Origin of the sequence: Cellulomonas telluris (assembly GCF_004886325.1) — a bacterium.
Taxonomy (GTDB): domain Bacteria; phylum Actinomycetota; class Actinomycetes; order Actinomycetales; family Cellulomonadaceae; genus Cellulomonas; species Cellulomonas telluris.
The window spans coordinates 643662-665932 of the sequence record NZ_QXFN01000004.1 but is presented as its reverse complement, the minus strand read 5'-3'; the positions used below and the strand labels follow the sequence as shown (position 1 = coordinate 665932).

Genomic DNA, 22271 nt, shown 5'->3' with positions numbered 1-22271 from the left:
AGGCCCTCGCGCCGCTATCAGCTGCCGGAGGGCGCTCATCGCTCCTTGAAGTAGCGGAAGAGGTGCCGCTCCCGGGTGGCCGCCACACCGGCGAGCGTGCCCAGGACGACGGCCGCGGCACCCGCACCGAGGGTGCGCGAGCCGGCCACCCAGGTGGGCCACGCGGGGCCGGGGTTCCCCACGCCGGCGACCCACACGAGGGCGGCCGCGGCGACGAGCGACGCGGCCGCGAGCCACGCGACGGTCTCGAGCAGGTGCTGCCACGTCAGGTGCGAGCGGGGGACCCGTGCGTGCAGGGCGCTCGCGATCTCGAGCCGACGCACTCGGGTGGAGCCGAAGCCCAGCGCGAGCCCCGCGACCGCCGCGGCGACGGGAGCGAGCGCGGTCGCGCGCGCGGCGAGGAGGTCGGGCGTGGGGTGCGCGGCGCCCAGGGCGGGGTTGAGCTGCGCGACGGTGGCGTCGGCCGTGCGGCCCGCGCGCGCACCGGTGTACAGCAGCCCGGTGACGTCCTCGTCGACCGGCCACGTCTGGGCCCAGCACTGGGTGAACGCGCCGCCGGCGGCCACCGGCGCGAGGACCGCGAAGCCCAGGGAGCGCGCGCGACCGTCCTCCGGCCAGCGGTAGACGCCCGCCACCGTCGCCGGGCCGCTGCGGGTCAGGACCTCGTCGCCGGGCCGGGTGCCGAGCACCTCCGCGAGGTCGGCCGAGAGCCAGAGGCCGCCGGTCGCGCCCGCGTCCGCCGCCGTGCGTCCGCCCGCCTCGCGCACGACCTCCAGCAGACCGGGGGTGACCTCGTACGTCGTCAGGTCCTGCGCCGGCAGCGTCGCGACGCGTGTGGGCTCCGCCAACCGCAGCGCCCCGGCCGCCTGGACGCCGTCGGTGCCCGCCAGGGCGTCGCAGGCCGCGCCGTCCACCGCACCTCCACCGTCGGCGCCCGCCTCGAGGACCTGCACGGCTGCCCCGCTCCTGCGGAACTGCTCGGCGCTGTCGAGCACGCCGACCACGGCACGCACGTCCGCGGCGGCGACCCCGCCGACCACCAGGAGGAAGAGCACCGCGAGCAGGCCGGGGCGACCCGTCCCCGTGACCACGTCCCGCCACGCCTCGGAGCACACCGACGACGCCCGCATCCGGCGCGTCACGGGCCCACCGGTGCGCTCTGGTGGTCCGCCAGGTCCACCACGCGGGTGCATGCGTCCCGCGTGCGGGGGTCGTGCGTCGCGACGACGACCACGGCATCCTCCTGCGCGATGCCCGCCAGGACGTCGTTGACGGTGTCCGCCGTCTGCAGGTCGAGCTGGGCGGTGGGCTCGTCGACGAGCAGCAGGTCCGCCGCCGTCGCGACGGCGCGAGCCAGCATGAGGCGCTGCGCCTCGCCGCCGGACAGCGCGCGGAAGGGGCGCGCCGCGGCGGCCGCCAGGCCGAAGCGGGCCAGCAGCGCCATGGCCTCGTCCTCGGCGTCCACCCGGCGCCGTCCCCGCGCCAGCAGCGGCAGGACGACGTGGTCGAGGGTGCTGCGCCGGGCGACGCCGTGCGGGTTCTGCAGGACCCAGCCCGTGTGGTCGATGCCGATGCGCTCCACGCGCCCGCCGAGCGGCGTCACCCAGCCGGCCAGGACGGAGAGCAGCGTGGACTTCCCGGAGCCGGACGGGCCCACGAGCCCGACGACCTCGCCGGCCCGCAGGACCAGGTCGAGTCCGGTGAACAGCGGGCCGGTGCCCGGGAAGGCGTGCGTCAGCCCCTCGGCCCGGACCAGCCTCACGTGCACGACGTGCCCGCCGGGACCGGGGCGGTGACGACCGCAGAAGGGGCGCCGTCGAACGTCACGAGCGCCTGGCCCAGGGCCGAGGACACGATCGTGACGGGACGCGGGACGCCGTCGGCCAGCACGCAGCCCGACCGCTCGTCGCTCGCGCGCACGGCCGCCGGTGGCACCACGGCGACGTCGACCGGCTCGGCCAGCGCCTCCTCGAGCTCCAGCGTCGCCGGCTCCCCGTCCTGGGGTCCCGATCGGAGCTCGGGACCGGCGGCGACCGCCGCGAGGAACCCGGGGTCCGTCACGGTGCCGTCGTCGGCGACGGGGGCCGCGTGCTGCCCGTAGCGGAGCACGAACCCGTCGCCGCGCGGCTCGGTGACCTCGAGCGCGGTGAGGCCGCCGTCGACCGTGGCGACCACGCCGTCGGTGAGGGGGTCGCCGACCCGGGCGGCGCACGTGGTCGCCACCACGTCGGGCGCGGGCAGCCACAGCACGGACGCGACCGGCAGCGCCCCGCTCGGCCGCACCGCTCCGAGGGAGGTCAGGAGCGCGCGGACGGCCGCGCGGGTGCGCTCGCGGTACACGCCGTCCGGGCGCAGCTCGTGGCCGAGGCGCACCAGCTCGTCCTGGAGCGCGCGGACGTCGGCACCGGTGGCGCCCAGGTCGAGGTCCCGCCACAGGGGCACCGCGGTGGACAGGGCGACGACCGGCCGGTCGTCCAGGGTGAGCGGACTGGTCCCCGAGGTGAGGTGCGCGCCGGGCGCGCACGCGCTCGCCGTGACGCGCCCCGTGTCCGTGACCGTCAGGTCGCGCGGCTCCGCGGTGCGCGGGATGACGGTCACCCGGCGCGCGGCGTCGAAGCTCTGCGTCGTCACGGCGACATCCCGGGTCGTGACGTCCGCCGCGGCCGGGCCGGCGACCGGCTGAGGCAGCAGGACGCTGGCGGCCAGGGCGCCCGCGGCGACCAGTGCCGTCCCCACCAGCCCCAGCACGGCGGGGGAGCCGGCGGCGGCGGGCAGACGCGGGCTCACGGTGCGGGCACCTCGGCGGACGTCCGCGCCTGCTCCACGGCCTCGGCGAGCTCGCCGGGGCTGAGCTGGCCGGTCGGGTCGACGACGCAGGCACGGGCCGCGTCGCTCGACGGCACGTACGACTCGTCGTGCAGCAGCTGGGTCAGCTGCTCCTCGCTGAGACCGTCGCCGTCCGGCACGCCCTTCTCCGCGAAGCAGGCACGGATGACCTGCACCCCGGTGCTGCCCTCGGGGTTGGAGCGCATCGCCTCGTAGAGGTAGCCGATGCTCGCCGTCGTGCCGTCCTCGCAGCCGGCGACGACCGCGTCCATCGCTGCGAGGGCCTCCTCGTCGCTGCCGTGGGCGTCCTGGACCTGCGGTCCGGGCCCGATGTCGAACCCGCCGCCCTCGAGGAAGGTCACCTCGTAGTGCGCGTCCTCGGCGCACTGCCGGAAGGCGTCCCGCGCGGTGGAGTACTCGGCGTCGGTGATGCGCCGGTCCTCGAGGACCTCGCGCTCGAGGTCGCTCGGGTCGCCGGCCAGGACGCGGTCGAACTCCGCCGCGTACACCGCGGGGAGGTCGGGGTCGGGCTCCGGGGCGCCCCCCGCGCAGGCCGCGAGGGCCGGCGCGAGGGACGTCACGGCGAGCACCCCGACGAGGGCTCGTGCGCGCATGCGTCAGTACGTCGGGAAGCCGGTGGTGGACGAGCCCAGCTGGACGTCGACCGCCCGGCTGACGAGCATCCCGCCGTGCGTGAAGCTGGCCGCGGAGTACGCCGCCCACGAGCCGTACACGTAGCGAGCGGTGCCGCCCGAGTCGCGGTACCCGACGCGGGCCCGGACCGAGGTGCAGGTGTTCCTGCTGGAGGCGGCACCGCTGGCGAGGCGGTGGTCGATCGTCTGGCAGACCGACCCGCCGACGGCGGCGGTCACGGCGGTCGCGGGCGCCGCGACGGCCACCGAGGCCCCGACCGCGGGCGCCGCGGCCGTCAGGGTGGAGAGCAGGACACGCGTCATTGCAGATCCTCTCGAGCAGAAACTGTCGGACCGCGCGGCGGGCCTGGTCGAGATCCGGACGAAGCATGGCGGCGCCCCCACCGCGCGTCAAGGGTCGTCCCTCTGCGGTCACGGCGGGCCGCGACGCGTCACCGCAGCGGGGCGGCCAGGCCAGAGATTCGAAAGTTGCGATCTCGTCGTGCGGTCGGGCCCGGGCCTCCCGGCGGCGCCTCCGTTCAGAAGGCGGCGACGACCCCCGGGGCCCGCTGCGGACGGCTGAGGGCGCGTACGAGCGCCGCCTGCCCGTGCCGGCGCACCGCGAGGTCGGTGAGCACGCGCAGCACGGGGACGGCGGCACCGGCCGGCAGGTCCGGCGTCGGCAGGTCGACGCTGGAGGCGAGGTCGTCGGTGTGCACCACGATCTCGAGCAGGCGGGTGACGAGGAAGTCGTCGGTGGCCATCACGGCGCCTGTCCAGGGCACGAGCACGCGCGGGCCCGCTTCGGCCAGCACGGCGTCGAGGCGGGCGAGGGACGCGCGGAGCCCGTCGCGCACCACCGCCGGCCCGTGCTCCGCGGCGTCCCGGGAGCGCGTCCGCACGGCGACGTTCGACGGGCCGTCCAGGTCCTCCTGGATCCACGTCGCCTGCGCGTAGTGCTCGTCCACGGTGACGTGCGGGCCGTCCGACGCGGGAGGGGCCGGTGCGCCGAGCACCTCGACCGTGCGCTGCGGCTGGAGCGTGAGGTGGTACGCCAGCGCGCCGACGCTCATGCCGGGGCACGAGGACTCCGCGTCCCAGGCCGCGAGCACCTCGGGACGGTCCACGAGGTCGGCGACGACGTGGGCCGCGGCGACCACCGCGGAGCGGTCGAGGGCGTCGGCGAAGGTCAGGGGCGGCAGCGTCTCGGGCACGGCGTCACCCTGGCGCAGGCGCGGTCGCCCGGGCAAGACGGTCCCCAGCGGCGAGGTCGCGGGGAGGTGCTGACGTCGCGGGCTGCGGCCCGCGACGTCGCACGTTCCCCGCGACCTCCCCGACCGACCGCTGCAGCGGTCCGGGTGAGGCCGGTGGGTCAGCGGCCGGGGACGTTCGCGACGCCGTCGGGCAGCAGCCGCCGCCCGAGCACGCGCTCGCTGTACCCGGTGCGGTCCAGGTACGGCGTGATCCCGCCGAGGTGGAAGCCCCAGCCGGCGCCGAGGATCATGCACAGGTCGACCTGCTGGGTCGTCGCGACGACGCCCTCGTCGAGCATGTGCCCGATCTCGACCGTCAGGGCCGTGAGCACGGCGTCGAGCACGCCGGCCTCGTCGAGCGGGGCGCCGGCCGCGGGCGTCTCGCGCGCGGAGTCGAACACCGCCTGCACCGCGGGGTCGACGCGCTTGGGCAGCCCCTTGGCGGGCGCCGGCCGGACGACCGTGGTCCCGTCGGCGACGAGCTTCTCCAGCCCGGGGGAGCGCGGGAACCGGTCGCCGAGGTCCTCCCGCAGCGACGTCAGCACGTGCAGGCCCACGGCCGGGCCGACGAGGTCGAACAGCTCGAACGGCGGCATGGGCAGTCCCAGCGGGTCGAGCGCGCGGTCCGCCACGTCGACGGGCGTGCCGTTCTCGACCGCCTCGACGATCTTCCCCAGCAGCAGGACCAGGAGCCGGTTGACGACGAACCCGGGCCGGTCGGCCACGAGCACCGCCGTCTTGCGCAGCTTCTGCGCGACCGCGAAGCCGGTCGCGAGCGCGGCGTCGGACGTGCGCTCCGCGCGCACGACCTCGACCAGCGGCATCGCGGCCACGGGGTTGAAGAAGTGCAGCCCGACGACGCGCTCCGGGTGCTCCAGGTCGGCCGCCATGCGGGTGACCGACAGCGCCGAGGTGTTCGTCGCCAGGACCGTGTCGGGCCCGACGACCTGCTCGAGCTCGGCGAAGACGCGCTTCTTGAGGTCGAGCACCTCGGTGACGGCCTCGATCACGAGGTCGCAGCCCGTGAAGACGGACAGCTCCGTCGAGCCGGTGACGGAGGCCGTGATGCGCGCGCCCGCGTCGGGGGTCATCCGGCCGGTCGAGACGAGCCGCTCGACCTGCTGCCGCACCGCCGCCAGGCCGTGGTCGACGCGCGCCTGGTCGAGGTCGCGCATCACGACGGGTACGCCGAGGCGCTGCGCGAACAGCAGCGCGATCTGCGACGCCATGAGCCCCGCGCCGACGACGCCGACGCGCGTGACGGGCTGCGCGAGCGACGGGTCCGGCGCGCCCTCCGGCCGCTTGCCGCCCTGGACGAGGCCGAACGCGTACACGCTCGCGCGCATCTCGTCGCTCATGATGAGGTCGGCCAGCGCCTCGTCCTCGGCCGCGTACGCGGCGTCCACGTCGGCGTCCCGCGCGGCCGCCATCAGGTCGAGCGCGCGGTACGGCGCGGGGCGCGACCCGTGGACGGTCGCGCCGAGCCGCTCGCGGGCCGCCGAGACGACGGCCTCCCACGTCCCCGCGTCGTCGAGGGGACGCCGCTCGACGACGACGGACCCGTCCAGGACCCGGGCCGCCCAGCGCACCGACTCCTCGAGGAAGTCCGCCGGGTCGAGCACGACGTCGACGAGCCCGGCCTGCGCCGCCTGCGCCGCGGTGTACGGCTTGTTGGCCGCGGGGCGGGTCAGCACGACCTCGAGCGCCTTCTCGATGCCGACGAGCCGCGGCACGCGGTACGCGCCGCCCCAGCCGGGCACGAGGCCCAGCCCCGTCTCCGGCAGCGCGAGCGCACGCACGTCGGCCGCGGCCGTCCGGTAGTCGCACGCCAGCGCCAGCTCGAGCCCGCCGCCGAGCGCGGCGCCGTTGACGAACGCGAACGTCGGCACGCCCATGTCGTTCAGCAGCCGGTACGCCGCGTGCCCCCCGCGGCCGAGCTCGAGCGCCTGCTCGCGGGTCGTCACGGACGCGACCTGGGTGAGGTCGGCTCCGGCGGCGAGGTAGTACGGCTTGCCCGTGACGGCGACGGCGGCGACCTCGCCGGCGGCGACGCGCTCGCGCACCGCCGTGAGCGTCGCGGTGAGCTCGGCGATGCCCTGCGGGCCGAACGTCGTCGGCTTGGTGTGGTCCAGCCCGTTGTCGACGGTGACGAGGACCAGCGTGCCCAGGCCGCCGGGCAGGCGGACGTCGCGGGCGTGCGCATGCGTGACGCGCTCGGGGCGGGGGGTGCTCGTGCTCATCGCGCGTCCTCCGTGAAGTGCGGGTTCTCCCAGACGACCGTGCCGCCCTGGCCGAGGCCGACGCACATCGTCGTCAGGCCGTACCGGACCTCGGGGCGCTCCTCGAACTGCCGCGCGAGCTGCGTCATGAGACGCACGCCCGACGAGGCGAGCGGGTGCCCGACGGCGATCGCGCCGCCGTACGGGTTCACCCGCGGGTCGTCGTCGGCGATGCCGAACGCGTCGAGGAACGACAGCACCTGCACCGCGAACGCCTCGTTGATCTCGATGAGGCCGATGTCGTCGATCGTCAGGCCCGCACGCGCGAGCGCCTTCTCGGTCGAGGGGACCGGGCCCAGGCCCATCACCTCGGGCTCGACGCCCGCGTACGCGAACGACACCATGCGCATGCGGACCGGCAGGCCCAGCTCCTCGGCCACGTCCTCGGCGGCGAGCAGGCACGAGGCGGCGCCGTCGGTGAGCGGCGCCGAGGTGCCCGCCGTGACGCGCCCGCCCGGGCGGAACGGCGTCGGCAGGCCCGCGATCGCCTCCACCGTGGTGCCCGGGCGCGGCGGCTCGTCCGCGGTGGCCAGACCCCAGCCGCGCGCGGGGTCGCGCAGCGCGACGGGCACGAGGTCGGGCTCGATCTGCCCGGCGGCGAGCGCCTTCGCGAACTTCTCCTGGCTCGCGACGCCGTACGCGTCGGCGCGCTCGCGCGTGAGCGCCGGGAACCGGTCGTGCAGGTTCTCGGCGGTCACGCCCATGTTGAGGGCGTCGGCGGCGACGAGCCGCTCGGCCATGAAGCGCGGGTTCGGGTCCGCGTCGAAGCCCATCGGGTGGCGCCCCATGTGCTCGACGCCGCCGGCGACGGTCACGTCCTGCGCGCCGTAGCCGATGGCCGCCGCGGTCGTGGTCACGGCCGTCATCGCGCCCGCGCACATGCGGTCGATCGCGAAGCCGGGGACGGTCGGCGGCAGGCCCGCGAGCATGGCGACGGTGCGGCCCAGCGTGAGGCCCTGGTCGCCCTGCTGCGTGGTCGCGGCGAGCGCGACGTCGTCCACGCGCTCGGGCGGCAGCTGCGGGTGGCGGCGCAGGAGCTCACGGACGGTCCTGACGGCCAGGTCGTCGGCGCGCGTGTGCGCGTACAGGCCGTCCTTGCGGGCGCGGCCGAAGGGGGTGCGGACGCCGTCGACGAAGGCGACGCGGCGTGCGGCGGGTGGGGACGAGGTCGGCATCGATCCTCCTGGGACGGCGGTGTCCGGGCGCCCGGCGGGCGGGGCGCGCGTCAGGACCATCGTCCCTGGACGCGCGAAGTTACTCAAGGGTAACAGTGGCGTCCGGACGGTCGGTGCCGAGGTCAGGAGGCCGCGAACGCCTCCGCGAACCGACCGGCGACGAGCTCGACCTGCCACTCCCGCGCACCGCCGGCGCGCAGGGCGGCCGCGATCGCGTCCGCGTCGGCCGGCTCAGGCGGGGACCACGCGAGGCGACGCAGGAGGTCGGGCTGGAGCAGGTTCTCGACCGGGACGGACCAGTGCTCGGACAGGTCGGCCACCACGGCGCGCGCGGCGGCCAGGCGTCGCGCGGCGGCCGGGTCGCGGTCGGCCCACGCGCGCGGCGGCGGCGGGCCGTCGCTCGACGGGCCCCGCGGCGACGGCAGGGCCGTCTCCGGCAGCGCCATCGCGCGGTCGATCGCGGACTGCCACAGCGCGGCGCGCCGGCGCGTGCCCTTGCCCGCGAAGGCGGGCAGCGCGACGAGCTGGCCGACGGTGCGCGGCAGCGCCTGGGCGGCGGCGACGATCGCCGCGTCGGGCAGGACGCGGCCGGGGGAGATGTCCCGCTCGCGCGCGTTCTTGTCGCGCGTCGCGTACAGCTCGCGCACGACCGCCAGGCGGCGCGGGTCGCGCAGCGTGTGCAGACCGGACACCCGGCGCCACGGGTCGGTGCGCGGCGCGGGCGGGGGAGCCAGCCGCACGGCCTCGAACTCCTGGCGCGCCCACTCGGCCTTGCCGGCCGCCGCGAGCCGCTCGGCGAGCACCTGGCGCACCTCGACGAGGACCTCGACGTCGAGCGCGGCGTAGCGCAGCCACTCCGCGGGCAGGGGTCGCGTCGACCAGTCGACGGCCGAGTGCTCCTTGGCCAGGCCGAGCCCGAGCGTGTCGGCCACGACGGCGGCCAGCCCCACGCGCTCCATCCCCAGCAGGCGCGCCGCGAGCTCGGTGTCGAAGACGCGGCTCGGGCGCATGCCCTGCTCGACGAGCCCCGGCAGGTCCTGCGACGCGGCGTGCAGGACCCACTCCACGCCGACGAGCGCGTCGGACAGCGCCGACAGGTCCGGCAGCGCGACCGGGTCGATGAGCGCCGTCCCGGCCTCCTCGCGCCGCAGCTGCACGAGGTACGTGCGCTGGCCGTAGCGGTAGCCGGACGCGCGCTCGGCGTCGACCGCCACCGGCCCGGTCCCGGCGCCGAAGGCCTCGACCACCGCGGCGAGCGCCTCGGGCGTGTCCACCACGGGCGGGACGCCCTCGGCGGGCTCGAGCAGGGGGACGACGGCGGGAGCGTCCGGGTCCGGCGCCGCGTCGTCCGGACCCGGGGCGTCGGGGGACGTGACGGGGTCCATGGCGACCACCGTAGGCGACGGGACGTGCACCTCCGTGCAGCGGCGCACCGCACCGCGTGCGGCGTGCGTCACCGCGGCGCCCTCAGTCGATGAGGCGGTTGCGGATCGCGATCGCCACGAGCTCGGCCCGGTCGCCCGTGCCGAGCTTGCGGGAGATGCGCGCGAGGTGGCTCTTCACCGTGAGCGCGGACAGGCCGAGCTCCTCGCCGATGAGGCGGTTGGTGCGCCCCTCGGCCACGCGCGCCAGCACGCTGAGCTCCCGGGCCGACAGGTCGGCGACGGGGACGGGCGCGGGCGGGGGCGTCGGACGTGCGGGCGGCGCGACGTCGGTCCCGGCGGCGACGCCGCCGCGCAGGCCACCGGCCAGGAGGGTGCGCAGCTCCGCGCGGCCGGCGCGACGGGCGAGCACGACCACGCGGGCGGCACCGCGACGACGCAGCGTGCGCACGAGCACCTCGCCCTCGCCGTCGCCGATCTGCGTCACGACGACGCACATCGGGTTGCGGGCCGGCGCCGCCTGCGCGGGCCGGCGCACGGAGGGGACCTGGGCCGCGCCGGGCGCGCGCCGGGCCGAGATCTCGCGGACGTCGCGTCGCAGGGGCTCGATGGTCACGTCCGGAGGATCGGCAGCACCCCCGGTCCACTTGAGGCGTCCGTCACCGTCGGCACCGCCGGCGGGTCGATCCGGCGCCGGTCGGTCCCGGTCTGGGGCGTTCTGACCGGGGTGAGCGTCCATCCCCCGGACGGGCGACGGCGGTGCTCAGCGGCGGGGGAGCGGGACGACGCCCTCGGGCAGGGGCGGCAGCCCCGCGGCGGTGCACAGCAGCGTCGTCCACGCCGTCAGGTGCGGTGCGAGGTCCTCGTCCCACGCCGTCCAGGACGCGCGGATCTCGAGCTCGGTCTGCTCGTCGCGCCGCTCGAGCGCGCCGAAGCTCTGCGACAGCACCCGCGTCACCGTGCCGCCGGCGGCGTGCGCCGGCACGCCCGCCGCGGCGAGGGCGTCGCCGAACCAGGTCCACGCCACCTCCGCGAGCAGCGGATCCGCCCCCACCTCCGCCTCGAGCGACGCGCGCACGAGCGTGACGAGCCGGAACGAGCCCTCCCACGCCTCCTGGCCCTGCGGGTCGTAGAGGACGACGAACCGCCCGGACGCGAGGTCCTCGGCCGCCACCGAGCGGCGGGCCGTGCGGACCTCGGCGGTCAGCGCCGCGGAGTACGGCGCGATGCGGGCGGGGCCGGGCACCTCGTCGAGGACGACCTCGGGTCGCACGGGCACGGCGCGCAGCGAGCGGAGCGCCCGGACGAACTCGGCGGGCACGTCGTCGGGTCCAGCGGGGGTCACGCCGGTGAGAGTAGGGCGGGCGTGCGCGTCTCGACGTCCGGCACGCCGCAGGGCCGGTGCCGTTCGTCCGACTAGTCTCGGCTCCCGTCACCGCACGTCCGCGCCCCGGCGCCGGGTCACCCGGCGGGCGCGGGTGCACCCTCGCGTCGAAGGAGTCCCGTGATGTCTGTCCCCGCGTCTGACCAGGGCACCGCGCAGATCGGTGTGACCGGACTGGCGGTGATGGGCCGCAACCTCGCGCGGAACTTCGCGCGCCACGGCTACACGGTCGCCGTGCACAACCGGACCCCCGCGCGCATGCACTCGCTCGTCGCCGACCACGGCGACGAGGGCACGTTCGTGCCGGCCGAGACGCTGGCCGACTTCGTCGCCGCGCTCGAGCGCCCGCGCAAGGTCGTCGTCATGGTCAAGGCGGGTGCCCCGACGGACGCCGTCATCGACGAGCTCGTGCCGCTGCTCGAGCCCGGCGACATCGTGGTCGACGCCGGCAACGCGCACTTCCCCGACACGGTCCGGCGCGAGGCGGCGCTGCGGGCGGTCGGGCTGCACTTCGTCGGCACCGGCGTCTCCGGCGGCGAGGAGGGGGCGCTCAACGGCCCGTCGATCATGCCGGGCGGCACGCGCGAGTCCTACGAGTCCCTCGGCCCGATCCTCGAGGCGATCTCGGCGAAGGTGGACGGCGTGCCGTGCTGCACGTATGTCGGCCCCGGCGGCGCCGGCCACTTCGTGAAGATGGTGCACAACGGCATCGAGTACGCCGACATGCAGCTCATCGCCGAGGCGTACGACCTGCTGCGGCAGGGGCTCGGCGCCTCCGCGAAGGAGATCGGCGAGGTCTTCGAGGCGTGGAACACCGGCGACCTCGAGTCCTTCCTCATCGAGATCACCGCCGACGTGCTGCAGCACGTCGACGCGTCGACCGGCCGGGCGTTCGTGGACGTCGTCGCCGATGCCGCCGAGCAGAAGGGCACCGGCCGCTGGACCGTGCAGAACGCGCTCGACCTCGGCGTGCCGATCACCGGCATCGCCGAGGCGACGTTCGCCCGCGCGCTGTCCGGCTCGGCCCCGCAGCGCGCCGCCGCGCGGGGCGTGCTGCCCGCCGACACGGTCGCCTGGCACGTGCCCGAGCCGGGGCAGTTCATCGAGGACGTGCGCCTGGCGCTGTACGCCTCGAAGGTCGTCGCGTACTCGCAGGGCTTCGACCAGATCGCCGCGGCCTCGCGCGAGTTCGGCTGGGACATCGACCGCGGCGCGATGGCCCGCATCTGGCGCGGCGGCTGCATCATCCGCGCGCGCTTCCTCGACCGGATCACGCAGGCGTACGAGCGGGACGCGGACCTGCCGCTGCTGCTCGCCGACCCGTACTTCACGTCCGCGGTCGCGAACGGCGTCGCCGCGTGGCGGCGCGTCGTCGCCGCCGCCGCGACGCACGGTGTGCCCACGCCCGCGTTCTCGTCCTCGCTTGCCTACTACGACGGGGTGCGCGCCGAGCGCCTGCCGGCGAACCTCATCCAGGCGCAGCGCGACTTCTTCGGCGCGCACACGTACCGCCGGGTGGACCGCGAGGGCGTGTTCCACACCGAGTGGTCGGGCGACCGGTCCGAGACGGCCGAGTGAGCGCGGCGCGTCCCACGGGGGCGCAGGTCCCGGTGCCGGACCTGCTGCCCGTGATCCTGGGCGGCGACATCGGCGCCTACAGCCTCGCGCGGACGTTCCACGAGGCGTACGGCGTCCGTTCGGTGGTCCTGCCGTCGGTGTCGACCGGCCTGACCCGCCACTCGCGGATCCTCGACGCGGTCGTCGAGCCCGGCATCGACGACGCCCCCACGGTCGTGGCGCGGCTGCGGGCGATCGCCGAGCAGCACCCGGGCCGGTCCCGGGTGCTGCTCGGCAGCGCCGACTGGCTCGTGCGCACGATCGTGGAGAACCGGGCCGAGCTCGAGGACCTGTACACGATCCCGTACGTCGACGTCGCGACACTCGACCGCGTCACGGACAAGGTGCTGTTCGGCGAGCTGTGCGTCGAGCTGGGCATCGACCACCCGGCCACCGTCGTGCACGACGTGCAGGCGGGCGGGACGCCCGACACCTCCGCGCTGCGCTTCCCGGTCATCGCCAAGGCGGCCGACACCGCGGCGTACCACCTCGTCGAGTTCCCGGGGAAGAAGAAGGTCTTCACGGTCGACTCGCCGGCCGACCTGGCGGACCTGCTCGAGCGCGTGCGCGTCTCCGGGTACCAGGGTCGCTTCGTCGTGCAGGACCTCATCCCCGGTGACGACTCGGGCATGCGGATCCTCACGTGCTACGTCGACCTCGACGGCAAGGTCCGGTTCTCCGCGTTCGGCCACGTGCTGCTCGAGGAGCACACGCCCGGTGCGCTCGGGAACCCCGCCGGCATCGTCACGGGGCACGACGAGGAGATCGTCGCCCAGGCGACCCGTCTGCTCGAGCACCTCGGCTGGCGCGGGTACGCCAACTTCGACCTGAAGTACGACCCGCGCGACGGGCGGACGGTGTTCTTCGAGCTCAACCCCCGGCTCGGGCGGTCGAACTTCTACATCACCGCGGGCGGGCGCAACACGGCCGAGCTCTACGTGCGCGAGCACGTGCAGGGGCTGGACCCGCTGCCGGACGGCGCGGCGGACCACCTCACGTCGCCCCACCTGTACACGGTGCTGCCCATGGCGCTCCTGCTGCGCTACGTCACCGACCCCGCCGTCCGGGCGCAGGTCCGCGGCCTGCAGCGGTCCGGCCAGGTGACGAACCCGCTGTGGTACTCGGCCGAGACCCACCCCCGGCGTCTCGCGTACCTCGCCGCCGCCCAGGCGAACCAGGTCCGCAAGTACCGCCGGTACCACCCGTGGCCGGCGCGGGGGGCGCAGGCGTGAGCGGCGAGGTCGGGGTGATCGGCGGCGTGGGCCCCGCGGCGACGGTGAGCTTCCTCGACCTCGTCGTGCGGCACACCGACGCCGGGCGGGACCAGGACCACGTCGACATGGTGGTGCTGCAGCACGCGTCCATCCCCGACCGCACCGCGTACATCCTCGGCGACTCGCCCGACGACCCCGGGCCGGTCATGGCCGCCGACGCGCGCCGGCTCGAGGCGCTCGGCGTCGACTTCGTCGTCGTGCCGTGCAACACGGCGCACCACTTCACGGAGGAGGTCGCCGCCGCCGTCCGGATCCCGGTGCTGAGCATCGTCGACGAGACCGTCGACGAGGTCGCCGCGCGCCCCGGTGCGTCCGCCGTCGGCCTGCTCGTGACGAGCGGCACCCTCGCGTCCGGCGTCTACCAGCGGGCGGCCGCGGAGCGCGGGCTGGCCGTGGTCGAGCCGGAGGCGGACGAGCAGGCCCGCGTCATGTCGATCATCTACGACCAGGTGAAGGCCGGGCGCCCGGCCGACGTCGACGGCCTGCGCGCCGTCGCCGGGCGGCTGGCCGAGCGCGGGGCGGACGTCGTCGTGCTCGGGTGCACCGAGCTGTCCGTGGTGGCCCTCCAGCACGACCTGCTCGCCGACCCGCTGTTCGTCGACTCGCTCGACGTGCTCGCGCGCCGCACCGTCGTGCGGTCGGGGCGACGGCTGCGCGGCGACGCCGGCTGACCGGCGACGTCCGCGTCGCCAGGGCGGACGCGACGGAGGGCGGGACCCGCGGGTCCCGCCCTCCGTCGCGTCCCGGTGGCGTCAGCCGAGCTCGCTCGTCCCGCTGTACAGGTGCAGCACGGGCACGTGCAGCTCGTCGCGGGCGCGCGACGCCCAGTCCGTGTGGAACGTGTCCTCGACCAGGTGCGGGTAGGTGACGACGACGACCTCCCGGACGTCGCCCGCCGCGACCGCGGTACGCAGGGCCGGCAGCGGGTCGTCGTCGGTGATCTGGCCGGTGGCGTCCCGGCCGGCGGCGCGGAACGCGGCGACGCTGCCGTCGACCTGCTCCTGCGCGGTCGCGCGCGCCTGCGCGCGGCTCGGCTCCTTGCCGAGAGCGCGGTCCCACGCCTCGCGCAGCTCGCCGAGGCTGAGCGCGTCGACGATCCACGGCACGAGGGGCCGTTCGGTGTCGGCGGGGACGAGCACCCGGTAGGCGAGCTGCTCCTCCTCGTGCAGCGCGAGGATGTGGCGGACGTCGGCGTCGGCGAGCGTGTCCTCGGTGAGGACCAGGATCGTGTCGGTCACGCGCCCGAGCCTACGGGCGGGGCGCTGACCTCGCCGGACGTCGCACCGCCGGCTGCCGGGCCCCGCAGGTCCCACCGGGCGAGCAGCGTGCCGTCCGCGTGCAGCAGGTGCCGCAGCCGGGCACCCGCCGGCGACGCCAGCCGTGCCTCCCCGTCCAGGAGGCCGGGTGCGGCGGGCCCGGCGAGCAGGGGCGTCGTCGTCAGGCACAGCTCGTCGACGAGCCCCGCCGTCAGCAGGTCGCCCAGGAGCGTCGGGCCGCCCTCCGTGAGCACGTGCGGCAGCCCTCGGTCCGCGAGGGCGCCGAGCCCGGCGGCGAGGTCGAGGGCGCCGTCGCGCTCGGGGACCGCCAGCACGCGGTCCGCGCCGACCGCGGCGGTCGCCGCGTCCCGCCCGTCCCGTCCCGTGACGACGAACGGCGGGAGGCCGCCGGGGCGTACGTCGGGCGGCACCGCACCGCGACGTGTCACGACCGCCAGTGCGATCCGCGGTGCCCGGCCGAGCGCGGCGCGTGCGTCGCGGAGGTGCTCGGCCACCGGCAGCTCGCGGTACCCCTCGACGCGGACGGTCCCCGCGCCGACGAGCACGACGTCCGCGAGCGCGCGCAGCACGCGGAACATCCGGCGGTCCGCCGGGCTGCTGATCGACGCGGACCGGCCGTCGGGTCCCACGCCGGCGCCGTCGAGCGTCCCGACCATGTTGGCGCGCACGTACGGACCGGCCGGGTCCTCGGCGTCCGCGAACAGGGCGAGCAGGTCCGGCTCGCCCTCGCGCACCGGCAGCACGCCGGCCCGGTCGTGGGGGAGCAGCAGGTCGTAGGCGGGGGCGGGCAGCACGCGGTTCAGGCTAGGGGCTGCGGCCCGAGCACCTCGGCGAGCGACGCCACGTGGCCGACGACGACGACCGCGGGGTTCTGCACCCCGACCGCCCGGGCGCGGGCCGCGATGTCGGCGGCCGTGCCGAGGGTGGTCCGCTGCCCCGGCAGCGTGCCGTTCTCGACGACGGCCACGGGGGTCTGGCCGGCCAGACCGTGCGCGAGCAGGCGGTCCATGTGGTCGCCCAGGCGCGCGACGCCCATGAGCAGCACGAGCGTGCCCCGCAGCCGGGCCAGGGTCTCCCAGTCGGTCTCGGCGTCGTGGGCCGAGACGATCGTCACCTGCCGGGCCACGTGCCGGTGGGTCACGGGGACGCCCGCGGCCGCGGGCACGGCGATCGCACTGGTCACGCCGGGTACGACCTCGACCTCGACGCCGGCGTCGCGGCACGCCTGCAGCTCCTCGCCGCCGCGCCCGAGCACGAACGGGTCGCCGCCCTTGAGCCGGACGACGCGCTGCCCGGCCTGCGCGCGCTCCACGAGCAGCCGGTTGATCTCGTCCTGGGTGAGGGTGTGCGCGTGCGGGGCCTTGCCCGCCTCGACGACCTCCACCCCGGCCTCGAGCTCGTCGAGCAGCGCGCGCGGCGCGAGGCGGTCGACCACCACGACGTCGGCCTCGGCGAGCGCGCGTCGACCACGGGTCGTGATGAGACCCGGGTCGCCGGGGCCGCCGCCGACGAGCGTCACACGCCCCGGTCCGGGCCTGTGCCGCCGGACGGGCAGCGCGCCCGCGTCGAGCAGGCCCTGGAGGGCTCCGCGCAGCGCGACCGCGCGGCGGGGGTCGCCGCCCGCGGTCACCGCCACCGTGACGTCGCCCGCGCGGGCCACGGCCGGCGTCCACGCCGTCGACGCGGCGGCGTCGTCGGCGCGCACGCACCACGTCCGCGCGGCCTCCGCGTCGGCCGCGACCGTGTCGTCGGTGCGGCGGTCGCCGGTGGCCGTGTGCACGAGCCACGCACCGTCGAGGTCGCCCGGCGCGTACTCGCGCGCCTCCCAGCCGATGGCACCGGCACCCGCGAGCTCGGCCAGCTCCTCGCACAGCGCGGGCGCGACGACGTGGACGTCGGCGCCGTCGGTGAGCAGGCCACGGGCGCGGCGGGCGGCGACGGGACCGCCGCCGACCACGACGACGCGGCGCCCGGTGACGTCGAGCAGCAGCGGGTGCCGGGCGGTCATATGCCGGCCCCCGCCAGCCAGTCGTCGTCCCGCTCGTCCGCACGGACGGGCGCCAGCCGGTCGAGCAGCGTCGGGCCCACCATCCCGGCGGCCAGCGTGCTGCCGTCCGCGGGGTCGACGAGCAGGAACCCGCCCGTGCGCCGGTGCGTCGCGTAGTCGTCGAGGACGACGGGCTCGGCGAGCCGCACGCGGACGCGCCCGATGGCGTTGAGGCCGAGCGAGCGCGGCGCGGCGTCGGACGACGTGTCCGTGGCGTCGATCGTGCGCACCGTGTCGACCGGGTCCCACTGCTCGACGGTGAGGGTGTCGACGTCGAGGCGGGCGTCGACCTCGCGCAGCAGCGCCCGCACGGTGCGGGTACCGGTCCGCACGAGCACCCGCGCCCCGGCGACGGAGCGACGCTCGGTGAGCCAGCAGACCGTCCCGACGAGGTCCTGGCCCGTGCGCACGTGCTCCTGCGCGGGCACGAGCACGTCGCCCCGCGACACGTCGAGGTCGTCCGCGAGCCGCACCGTGACCGACCGCGGTGCCTCCGCCTGCGTGAGGGGCCCGTCGAAGGTGTCGATGCCGACCACGCGGCTCGTCCGGCCGGACGGGAGGACGCGCAGCTCGTCGCCGACCCGCACCAGACCCGACGCGACCTTGCCGGCGTACCCGCGGTAGTCCGGGTGGTCGGGCGTGCGCGGGCGGATGACGTACTGCACCGGCAGCCGCAGGGGCTCCGCGGCCGCGTCGCGGCCGACCGGCACCTGCTCGAGCAGCTCGAGCAGCGTCGGGCCGTCGTACCAGGGCGTGCGGTCCGAGCGCAGCACGACGTTGTCGCCGTCGAGCGCGGACAGCGGCACGGCGTGCACGTCCGGCAGCCCGAGCACGTGCGCGTAGTCGGCGAACTCCCGCGCGATCGCGGTGAACGTCGCCTGGTCGAAGCCCACGAGGTCCATCTTGTTCACCGCGAGCACGACGTGCGGGACGCCGAGCAGCGCCGTGAGCGCGGCGTGCCGGCGCGTCTGCTCGAGCACGCCCTTGCGCGCGTCAACGAGGACGATCGCGAGCTCGGCTGTCGAGGCGCCCGTGACCATGTTCCGCGTGTACTGCACGTGCCCCGGTGTGTCGGCGAGCACGAACGCGCGGCGGGCGGTGGAGAAGTACCGGTAGGCGACGTCGATCGTGATGCCCTGCTCGCGCTCGGCGCGCAGGCCGTCGGTGAGCAGGGCGAGGTCGACCGCCGTGCCGTCGCCGCCGCGCGCCCGGGTCGCGCGCTCGACCGCGGACAGCTGGTCGGCCAGCACGGACTTCGTGTCGTACAGCAGGCGTCCGATGAGCGTGCTCTTGCCGTCGTCGACCGAGCCGGCGGTGGCCAGGCGCAGCAGGTCGCGCTGCGCGTGGTCGGCGGCGCCGCCCGCCGCGGGGAGGTCGGTCGTGGTCTGGGTGCCCATCAGAAGTACCCCTCGCGCTTGCGGTCCTCCATGGCGGCCTCGGAGGCCCGGTCGTCCGCGCGGGTCGCCCCGCGCTCGGTCAGCCGGCTCGACGCGACCTCGGCGATGACGTCGGCCACCGTCGCGGCGTGCGAGTCGACGGCCCCCGTGCAGCTCATGTCGCCGACGGTGCGGTAGCGCACGACGCGGCGCTCGACCACCTCGTCGGGGCGCGGGCCGCCCCAGTCGCCGGCGGTCAGCCACATCCCGTCGCGCGCGAACACGTCCCGCTCGTGCGCGTAGTAGATCTCCGGGAGCGGGATCCCCTCGCGCTCGATGTACCGCCACACGTCGAGCTCGGTCCAGTTCGACAGCGGGAACACGCGCACGTGCTCGCCGGGCTTGTGCCGGCCGTTGTACAGGTCCCACAGCTCGGGCCGCTGCCGGCGCGGGTCCCACTGCCCGAACTCGTCGCGCAGGGAGAACATCCGCTCCTTGGCGCGCGCCTTCTCCTCGTCGCGGCGCCCGCCGCCGAACACGGCGTCGAACCGGTGCTGCGTGATGGCGTCGAGGAGCGGCACCGTCTGCAGCGGGTTGCGCGAGCCGCCGGGGGTCTCCACCACGCGGCCGTCGTCGATGGCGTCCTGCACGCTCGCGACGACCAGGCGCAGCCCGTGCTCGGCGACGGTGGCGTCCCGGTACGCGATGACCTCGGGGAAGTTGTGCCCCGTGTCGACGTGCATGACGGGGAACGGCACGGGAGCCGGCCAGAACGCCTTGCGGGCCAGGTGCAGCATCACGATCGAGTCCTTGCCGCCGGAGAACAGCAGCACGGGACGCTCGAACTCGCCGGCGACCTCCCGCATGACGTGGATCGCCTCGGACTCCAGCGCGTCGAGCTGGGTCAGGCGCGCCGGTGCCGCCGTGGCCGCGCCGGGCAGGGTCGTGGTGCTCGTCGTCATGTGTGCAGCCCGCATTCCGTCTTGTTCGTGCCTGCCCAGCGCCCGGCGCGCGCGTCCTCGCCCGGGGCGACGGGACGCGTGCAAGGGGCGCAGCCGATGGAGGCGTAGCCGGCCTCGCGCAGGGGGTTGAGGACGACGTGGTGCTCGGCGACGTACGCGTCGACGTCGTCCTGCGTCCACGCCGCGAGGGGGTTGAGCTTCACCTTCGACCGCTTGGCGTCCCAGCCCACGACAGCGATGTCGGACCGCGTCGGGGCGTCCTCGCGGCGCATCCCGGTGACCCACGCCGTGTACGGCGCGAGGCCCCGCTCGAGCGGCTCGACCTTGCGCAGCGCGCAGCACAGGTTCGGGTCGCGCTCGTGCAGCCGGGGCCCGTGCGCGGCGTCCTGCTGCTCGACGGTGAGCAGCGGCAGGACGGTCCGCAGCCGGACGTCGGTGAAGTCGGCGTAGTAGTCGCGCGTGCCGATGGTCTCCGCGAAGTGGTAGCCGGTGTCGAGGAAGATCACGTCGATGCCCGGCACCGTCTTCGCGGCGAGGTCGACGAGCACCTCGTCGCCCATCGACGACGCGACGACCAGGTCGGGGCCGAACCGGTCCGCGGCCCACCGCAGGATCTCGCCGGGGTGCGCGCCCTCCAGGTCGCGCCCGGCCTGCTCGGCGAGGGCGCGCAGCTCGTCGGGAGCGACCCCGGTCAGGGGGCCGGCGACGGCGTTCACCGCGCGCCCACCAGACCGACGAACCGCAGCGCGAACGCGCGCCGGCACTCGCGGCACTCCCACTCGCCGTGCCGCTCCCCGGCGGGGAACAGGTCCTCGCCGGCGCAGAACGGGCAGTAGTAGGGAACCGCCCGCTGCCCGAAGCCGTCGCCGCTCATCGCAGGTCCTCCTCGTCCGCCCGGTGCGCCCACTCGGCGAAGAGCTCGCCGTCGAACCGCTGCTCGTCGTACCGGCGCGTCACGCGCTCGACGTAGTCCGGCAGCTCGGCCGCCGGCACGCGCAGGCCGCGCAGCGTGCGCCCGAGACCGCTCGTGAGGCCCAGCCCGCCGCCGAGGTGCACCTGGTAGGCGTCGGACCCGTCCGGTGCGAGCACGCCCTTGAGGCCGATGTCGGCGACCTGGATCCGTGCGCAGGAGTTCGGGCAGCCGTTGAGGTTGATCGTGATCGGCTGCTCGAAGTCCGGCATCCGCCGCTCGAGCTCGTCGACCAGCGCGGCGGCCCGGGCCTTGGTCTCGACGATCGCCAGCTTGCAGAACTCGATGCCCGTGCAGGCCATCGTCCCGCGCCGGAACGTCGAGGCGGCGCGGACGCGCAGCCCGATCGCCTCGAGGCCCTCGACCAGCGCGTCCACGCGCTCGGGCAGCACGTCGAGCACGACGAGCTTCTGCTCGACGGTGAGCCGGACGCGGTCGGATCCCGCCGCCGCCGCGAGGTCGGCGACCTGGGCGAGCAGCGGCCCGGAGACCCGGCCCACCGTGGGCGCGGCGCCCACGTACCGCAGGCCGTCGACCTGCTCGTGCACGCCGACGTGGTCCCGCCGGCCCGACGGGGGCGGGGGCGGCTCGGGCCCGTCGGGCAGGGTGTACCCGAGGTACTCGCGCTCGAGCACGTCGCGGAAGACCTCGGCGCCCCAGTCCGCGACGAGGAACTTCAGCCGCGCGCGGTTGCGCAGCCGGCGGTAGCCGTAGTCCCGGAAGATCCCGGTCACGCCGGCCCACACCTCGGGCACCTGCTCGAGCGTGACGAACGCGCCCAGCCGCACGGCGAGCTTCGGGTTGGTCGACAGCGCCCCGCCGACCCACAGGTCGAAGCCGGGGCCGAGCTCGGGGTGCACCACGCCGACGAACGACACGTCGTTGATCTCGTGCGCCACGTCGTGGTGCGGCGAGCCGCTGATGGCGGTCTTGAACTTGCGCGGCAGGTTGGAGAACGCGGGGTCGCCGATGAAGCGGCGCGTGATCTCCTCGACGGCCGGGGTGCCGTCGATGATCTCGTCCTTCGCGACGCCGGCGACGGGGGAGCCGAGCACGACGCGCGGCGTGTCCCCGCACGCCTCCTGCGTGCTCAGGCCCACCGCCTCCAGGCGACGCCAGATCTCCGGCACGTCCTCGATGCGCACCCAGTGCAGCTGGATGTTCTGGCGGTCGGTGATGTCGGCGGTGCCGCGGCCGAACGTGGTCGACACGTCGGCGATCGCCCGCAGCTGCGGGACCGAGAGGGCGCCGCCGTCGCAGCGGACCCGGAGCATGAAGTACTCGTCGTCGAGCTCGTGCGGCTCGAGCGTGGCGGTCTTGCCGCCGTCGATGCCGGGCTTGCGCTGCGTGTACAGCCCCCACCAGCGCATGCGGCCCCGGAGGTCCTCGCCGGGGATCGAGGCAAAGCCCTCGCGGGCGTAGACGGTCTCGATGCGGTGCCGCACGTTGAGGCCGTCGTCCTCGAGCTTGAACTTCTCGTTGGCGTTCAGCGGCTCGCGCTCACCGAACGCCCACTGGCCCTCGGGTCGCTTGGGGGGTGCCACGACGGGTGTCTGCGCCACGGGGCGCCACCTTTCGGGGGGATCTCGGGGCGTGCTCGCGCATCCGCACGACGGGGGTGTCGTGTGCACGGACGGCGACCACGCGCCCGTGCAGGAAGGGACGGGGCGGGGTCAGCGGTTCCGCGGACAGCACGCACACGGGACCGCGACGGCGCGACAGCACCGACACGTGAGGGAGGTCCCGTGGAAGATCACCGGACGAGAGTGTCACGCGTCCGCGTGACTCGGCACCATCCGTCCGGATGACGAGACGCG

General features: G+C 75.9%; 22 protein-coding genes. 3 read left to right on the top strand and 19 right to left on the bottom strand.

Translation table 11 applies throughout. The features are described from left to right. Window positions 1–35 precede the first annotated feature (35 nt). From FB586_RS15265 to FB586_RS15215, 11 genes are all read right to left on the bottom strand, one after another. The gene (locus FB586_RS15265) at window positions 36–1142 is read right to left on the bottom strand and encodes a hypothetical protein (RefSeq protein WP_136520154.1); all 1107 of its coding nucleotides are present in this window, start codon (window positions 1140–1142) and stop codon (window positions 36–38) included. Next, a complete protein-coding gene (locus FB586_RS15260) occupies window positions 1139–1762 on the bottom strand; it encodes an ATP-binding cassette domain-containing protein (protein ID WP_222928375.1) in 624 nt (207 codons plus the stop codon). Before FB586_RS15260 ends, FB586_RS15265 begins: the two co-directional genes overlap by 4 nt. Next, complete coding sequence (locus FB586_RS15255) at window positions 1759–2787, bottom strand: peptidoglycan-binding domain-containing protein (RefSeq protein WP_136520152.1); 1029 nt, start codon at window positions 2785–2787, stop codon at window positions 1759–1761. The genes FB586_RS15260 and FB586_RS15255 overlap by 4 nt, the downstream gene beginning before the upstream one ends. Further along, a complete protein-coding gene (locus FB586_RS15250) occupies window positions 2784–3440 on the bottom strand; it encodes a hypothetical protein (protein ID WP_136520151.1) in 657 nt (218 codons plus the stop codon). The genes FB586_RS15255 and FB586_RS15250 overlap by 4 nt, the downstream gene beginning before the upstream one ends. Before the next feature lie 3 nt (window positions 3441–3443). Further along, the gene (locus FB586_RS15245) at window positions 3444–3782 is read right to left on the bottom strand and encodes a hypothetical protein (RefSeq protein WP_136520150.1); all 339 of its coding nucleotides are present in this window, start codon (window positions 3780–3782) and stop codon (window positions 3444–3446) included. A gap of 215 nt (window positions 3783–3997) precedes the next feature. After that, entirely contained in the window at window positions 3998–4672 is a 675-nt protein-coding gene (locus FB586_RS15240) for a maleylpyruvate isomerase N-terminal domain-containing protein (protein WP_136520149.1), read from the bottom strand. 158 nt (window positions 4673–4830) lie between these two features. Beyond that, entirely contained in the window at window positions 4831–6951 is a 2121-nt protein-coding gene (locus FB586_RS15235) for a 3-hydroxyacyl-CoA dehydrogenase NAD-binding domain-containing protein (RefSeq protein WP_136520148.1), read from the bottom strand. Next, window positions 6948–8165, bottom strand: a complete 1218-nt coding sequence (locus FB586_RS15230) for a thiolase family protein (RefSeq protein ID WP_136520147.1) — start codon at window positions 8163–8165, stop codon at window positions 6948–6950. The genes FB586_RS15235 and FB586_RS15230 overlap by 4 nt, the downstream gene beginning before the upstream one ends. A gap of 122 nt (window positions 8166–8287) precedes the next feature. After that, window positions 8288–9550: an HRDC domain-containing protein gene (locus FB586_RS15225; protein ID WP_136520146.1), complete on the bottom strand. Its 1263-nt coding sequence runs from the start codon at window positions 9548–9550 to the stop codon at window positions 8288–8290. An 82-nt stretch (window positions 9551–9632) separates the two neighbouring features. Beyond that, window positions 9633–10163, bottom strand: a complete 531-nt coding sequence (locus FB586_RS15220; RefSeq protein ID WP_246036794.1) for a helix-turn-helix transcriptional regulator — start codon at window positions 10161–10163, stop codon at window positions 9633–9635. 147 nt (window positions 10164–10310) lie between these two features. After that, window positions 10311–10892 (bottom strand): DUF3000 domain-containing protein, encoded by a 582-nt coding sequence (locus FB586_RS15215; protein ID WP_136520145.1) that lies wholly within the window; start codon window positions 10890–10892, stop codon window positions 10311–10313. 162 nt (window positions 10893–11054) lie between these two features. On the opposite strand from FB586_RS15215, the gene gnd reads away from it, so the two are divergent. The 3 genes from gnd to cuyB are packed head-to-tail and all read left to right on the top strand — an operon-like array spanning window position 11055 to window position 14493. Continuing rightward, window positions 11055–12509, top strand: coding sequence for an NADP-dependent phosphogluconate dehydrogenase (gene gnd / locus FB586_RS15210; RefSeq protein WP_136520144.1), 1455 nt, complete (start codon window positions 11055–11057; stop codon window positions 12507–12509). Then, window positions 12506–13780, top strand: coding sequence for a carboxylate--amine ligase (locus tag FB586_RS15205; RefSeq protein ID WP_136520143.1), 1275 nt, complete (start codon window positions 12506–12508; stop codon window positions 13778–13780). The genes gnd and FB586_RS15205 overlap by 4 nt, the downstream gene beginning before the upstream one ends. Beyond that, complete coding sequence (gene cuyB, locus FB586_RS15200; protein ID WP_136520142.1) at window positions 13777–14493, top strand: cysteate racemase; 717 nt, start codon at window positions 13777–13779, stop codon at window positions 14491–14493. The genes FB586_RS15205 and cuyB overlap by 4 nt, the downstream gene beginning before the upstream one ends. 81 nt (window positions 14494–14574) lie before the next feature. Here cuyB and FB586_RS15195 read toward each other — a convergent pair whose 3' ends face one another. From FB586_RS15195 to FB586_RS15165, 8 genes are read right to left on the bottom strand one after another with little or no spacing between them, the layout of a single operon-like run. After that, on the bottom strand, window positions 14575–15060 hold the full coding sequence (locus FB586_RS15195; protein ID WP_136520141.1) for a hypothetical protein: 486 nt from the start codon (window positions 15058–15060) through the stop codon (window positions 14575–14577). Continuing rightward, window positions 15057–15893, bottom strand: coding sequence for a dihydrofolate reductase family protein (locus FB586_RS15190; RefSeq protein WP_246036793.1), 837 nt, complete (start codon window positions 15891–15893; stop codon window positions 15057–15059). Before FB586_RS15190 ends, FB586_RS15195 begins: the two co-directional genes overlap by 4 nt. 5 nt (window positions 15894–15898) lie before the next feature. Further along, window positions 15899–17107 carry a uroporphyrinogen-III C-methyltransferase gene (gene cobA / locus FB586_RS15185; protein WP_136520140.1) on the bottom strand — a complete coding sequence of 403 codons (1209 nt, stop codon included), beginning with the start codon at window positions 17105–17107 and terminating at the stop codon, window positions 15899–15901. Next, complete coding sequence (locus tag FB586_RS15180) at window positions 17104–18543, bottom strand: sulfate adenylyltransferase subunit 1 (RefSeq protein WP_136520139.1); 1440 nt, start codon at window positions 18541–18543, stop codon at window positions 17104–17106. The genes cobA and FB586_RS15180 overlap by 4 nt, the downstream gene beginning before the upstream one ends. After that, complete coding sequence (gene cysD, locus FB586_RS15175; protein WP_136520138.1) at window positions 18543–19484, bottom strand: sulfate adenylyltransferase subunit CysD; 942 nt, start codon at window positions 19482–19484, stop codon at window positions 18543–18545. Before cysD ends, FB586_RS15180 begins: the two co-directional genes overlap by 1 nt. Continuing rightward, entirely contained in the window at window positions 19481–20200 is a 720-nt protein-coding gene (locus FB586_RS15170) for a phosphoadenylyl-sulfate reductase (protein ID WP_136520137.1), read from the bottom strand. Before FB586_RS15170 ends, cysD begins: the two co-directional genes overlap by 4 nt. Further along, window positions 20197–20358, bottom strand: a complete 162-nt coding sequence (locus FB586_RS19485) for a hypothetical protein (RefSeq protein ID WP_168800573.1) — start codon at window positions 20356–20358, stop codon at window positions 20197–20199. Before FB586_RS19485 ends, FB586_RS15170 begins: the two co-directional genes overlap by 4 nt. Continuing rightward, window positions 20355–22016 (bottom strand): nitrite/sulfite reductase, encoded by a 1662-nt coding sequence (locus FB586_RS15165; protein WP_136520136.1) that lies wholly within the window; start codon window positions 22014–22016, stop codon window positions 20355–20357. Before FB586_RS15165 ends, FB586_RS19485 begins: the two co-directional genes overlap by 4 nt. Between the last annotated feature and the right edge of the window lie 255 nt (window positions 22017–22271).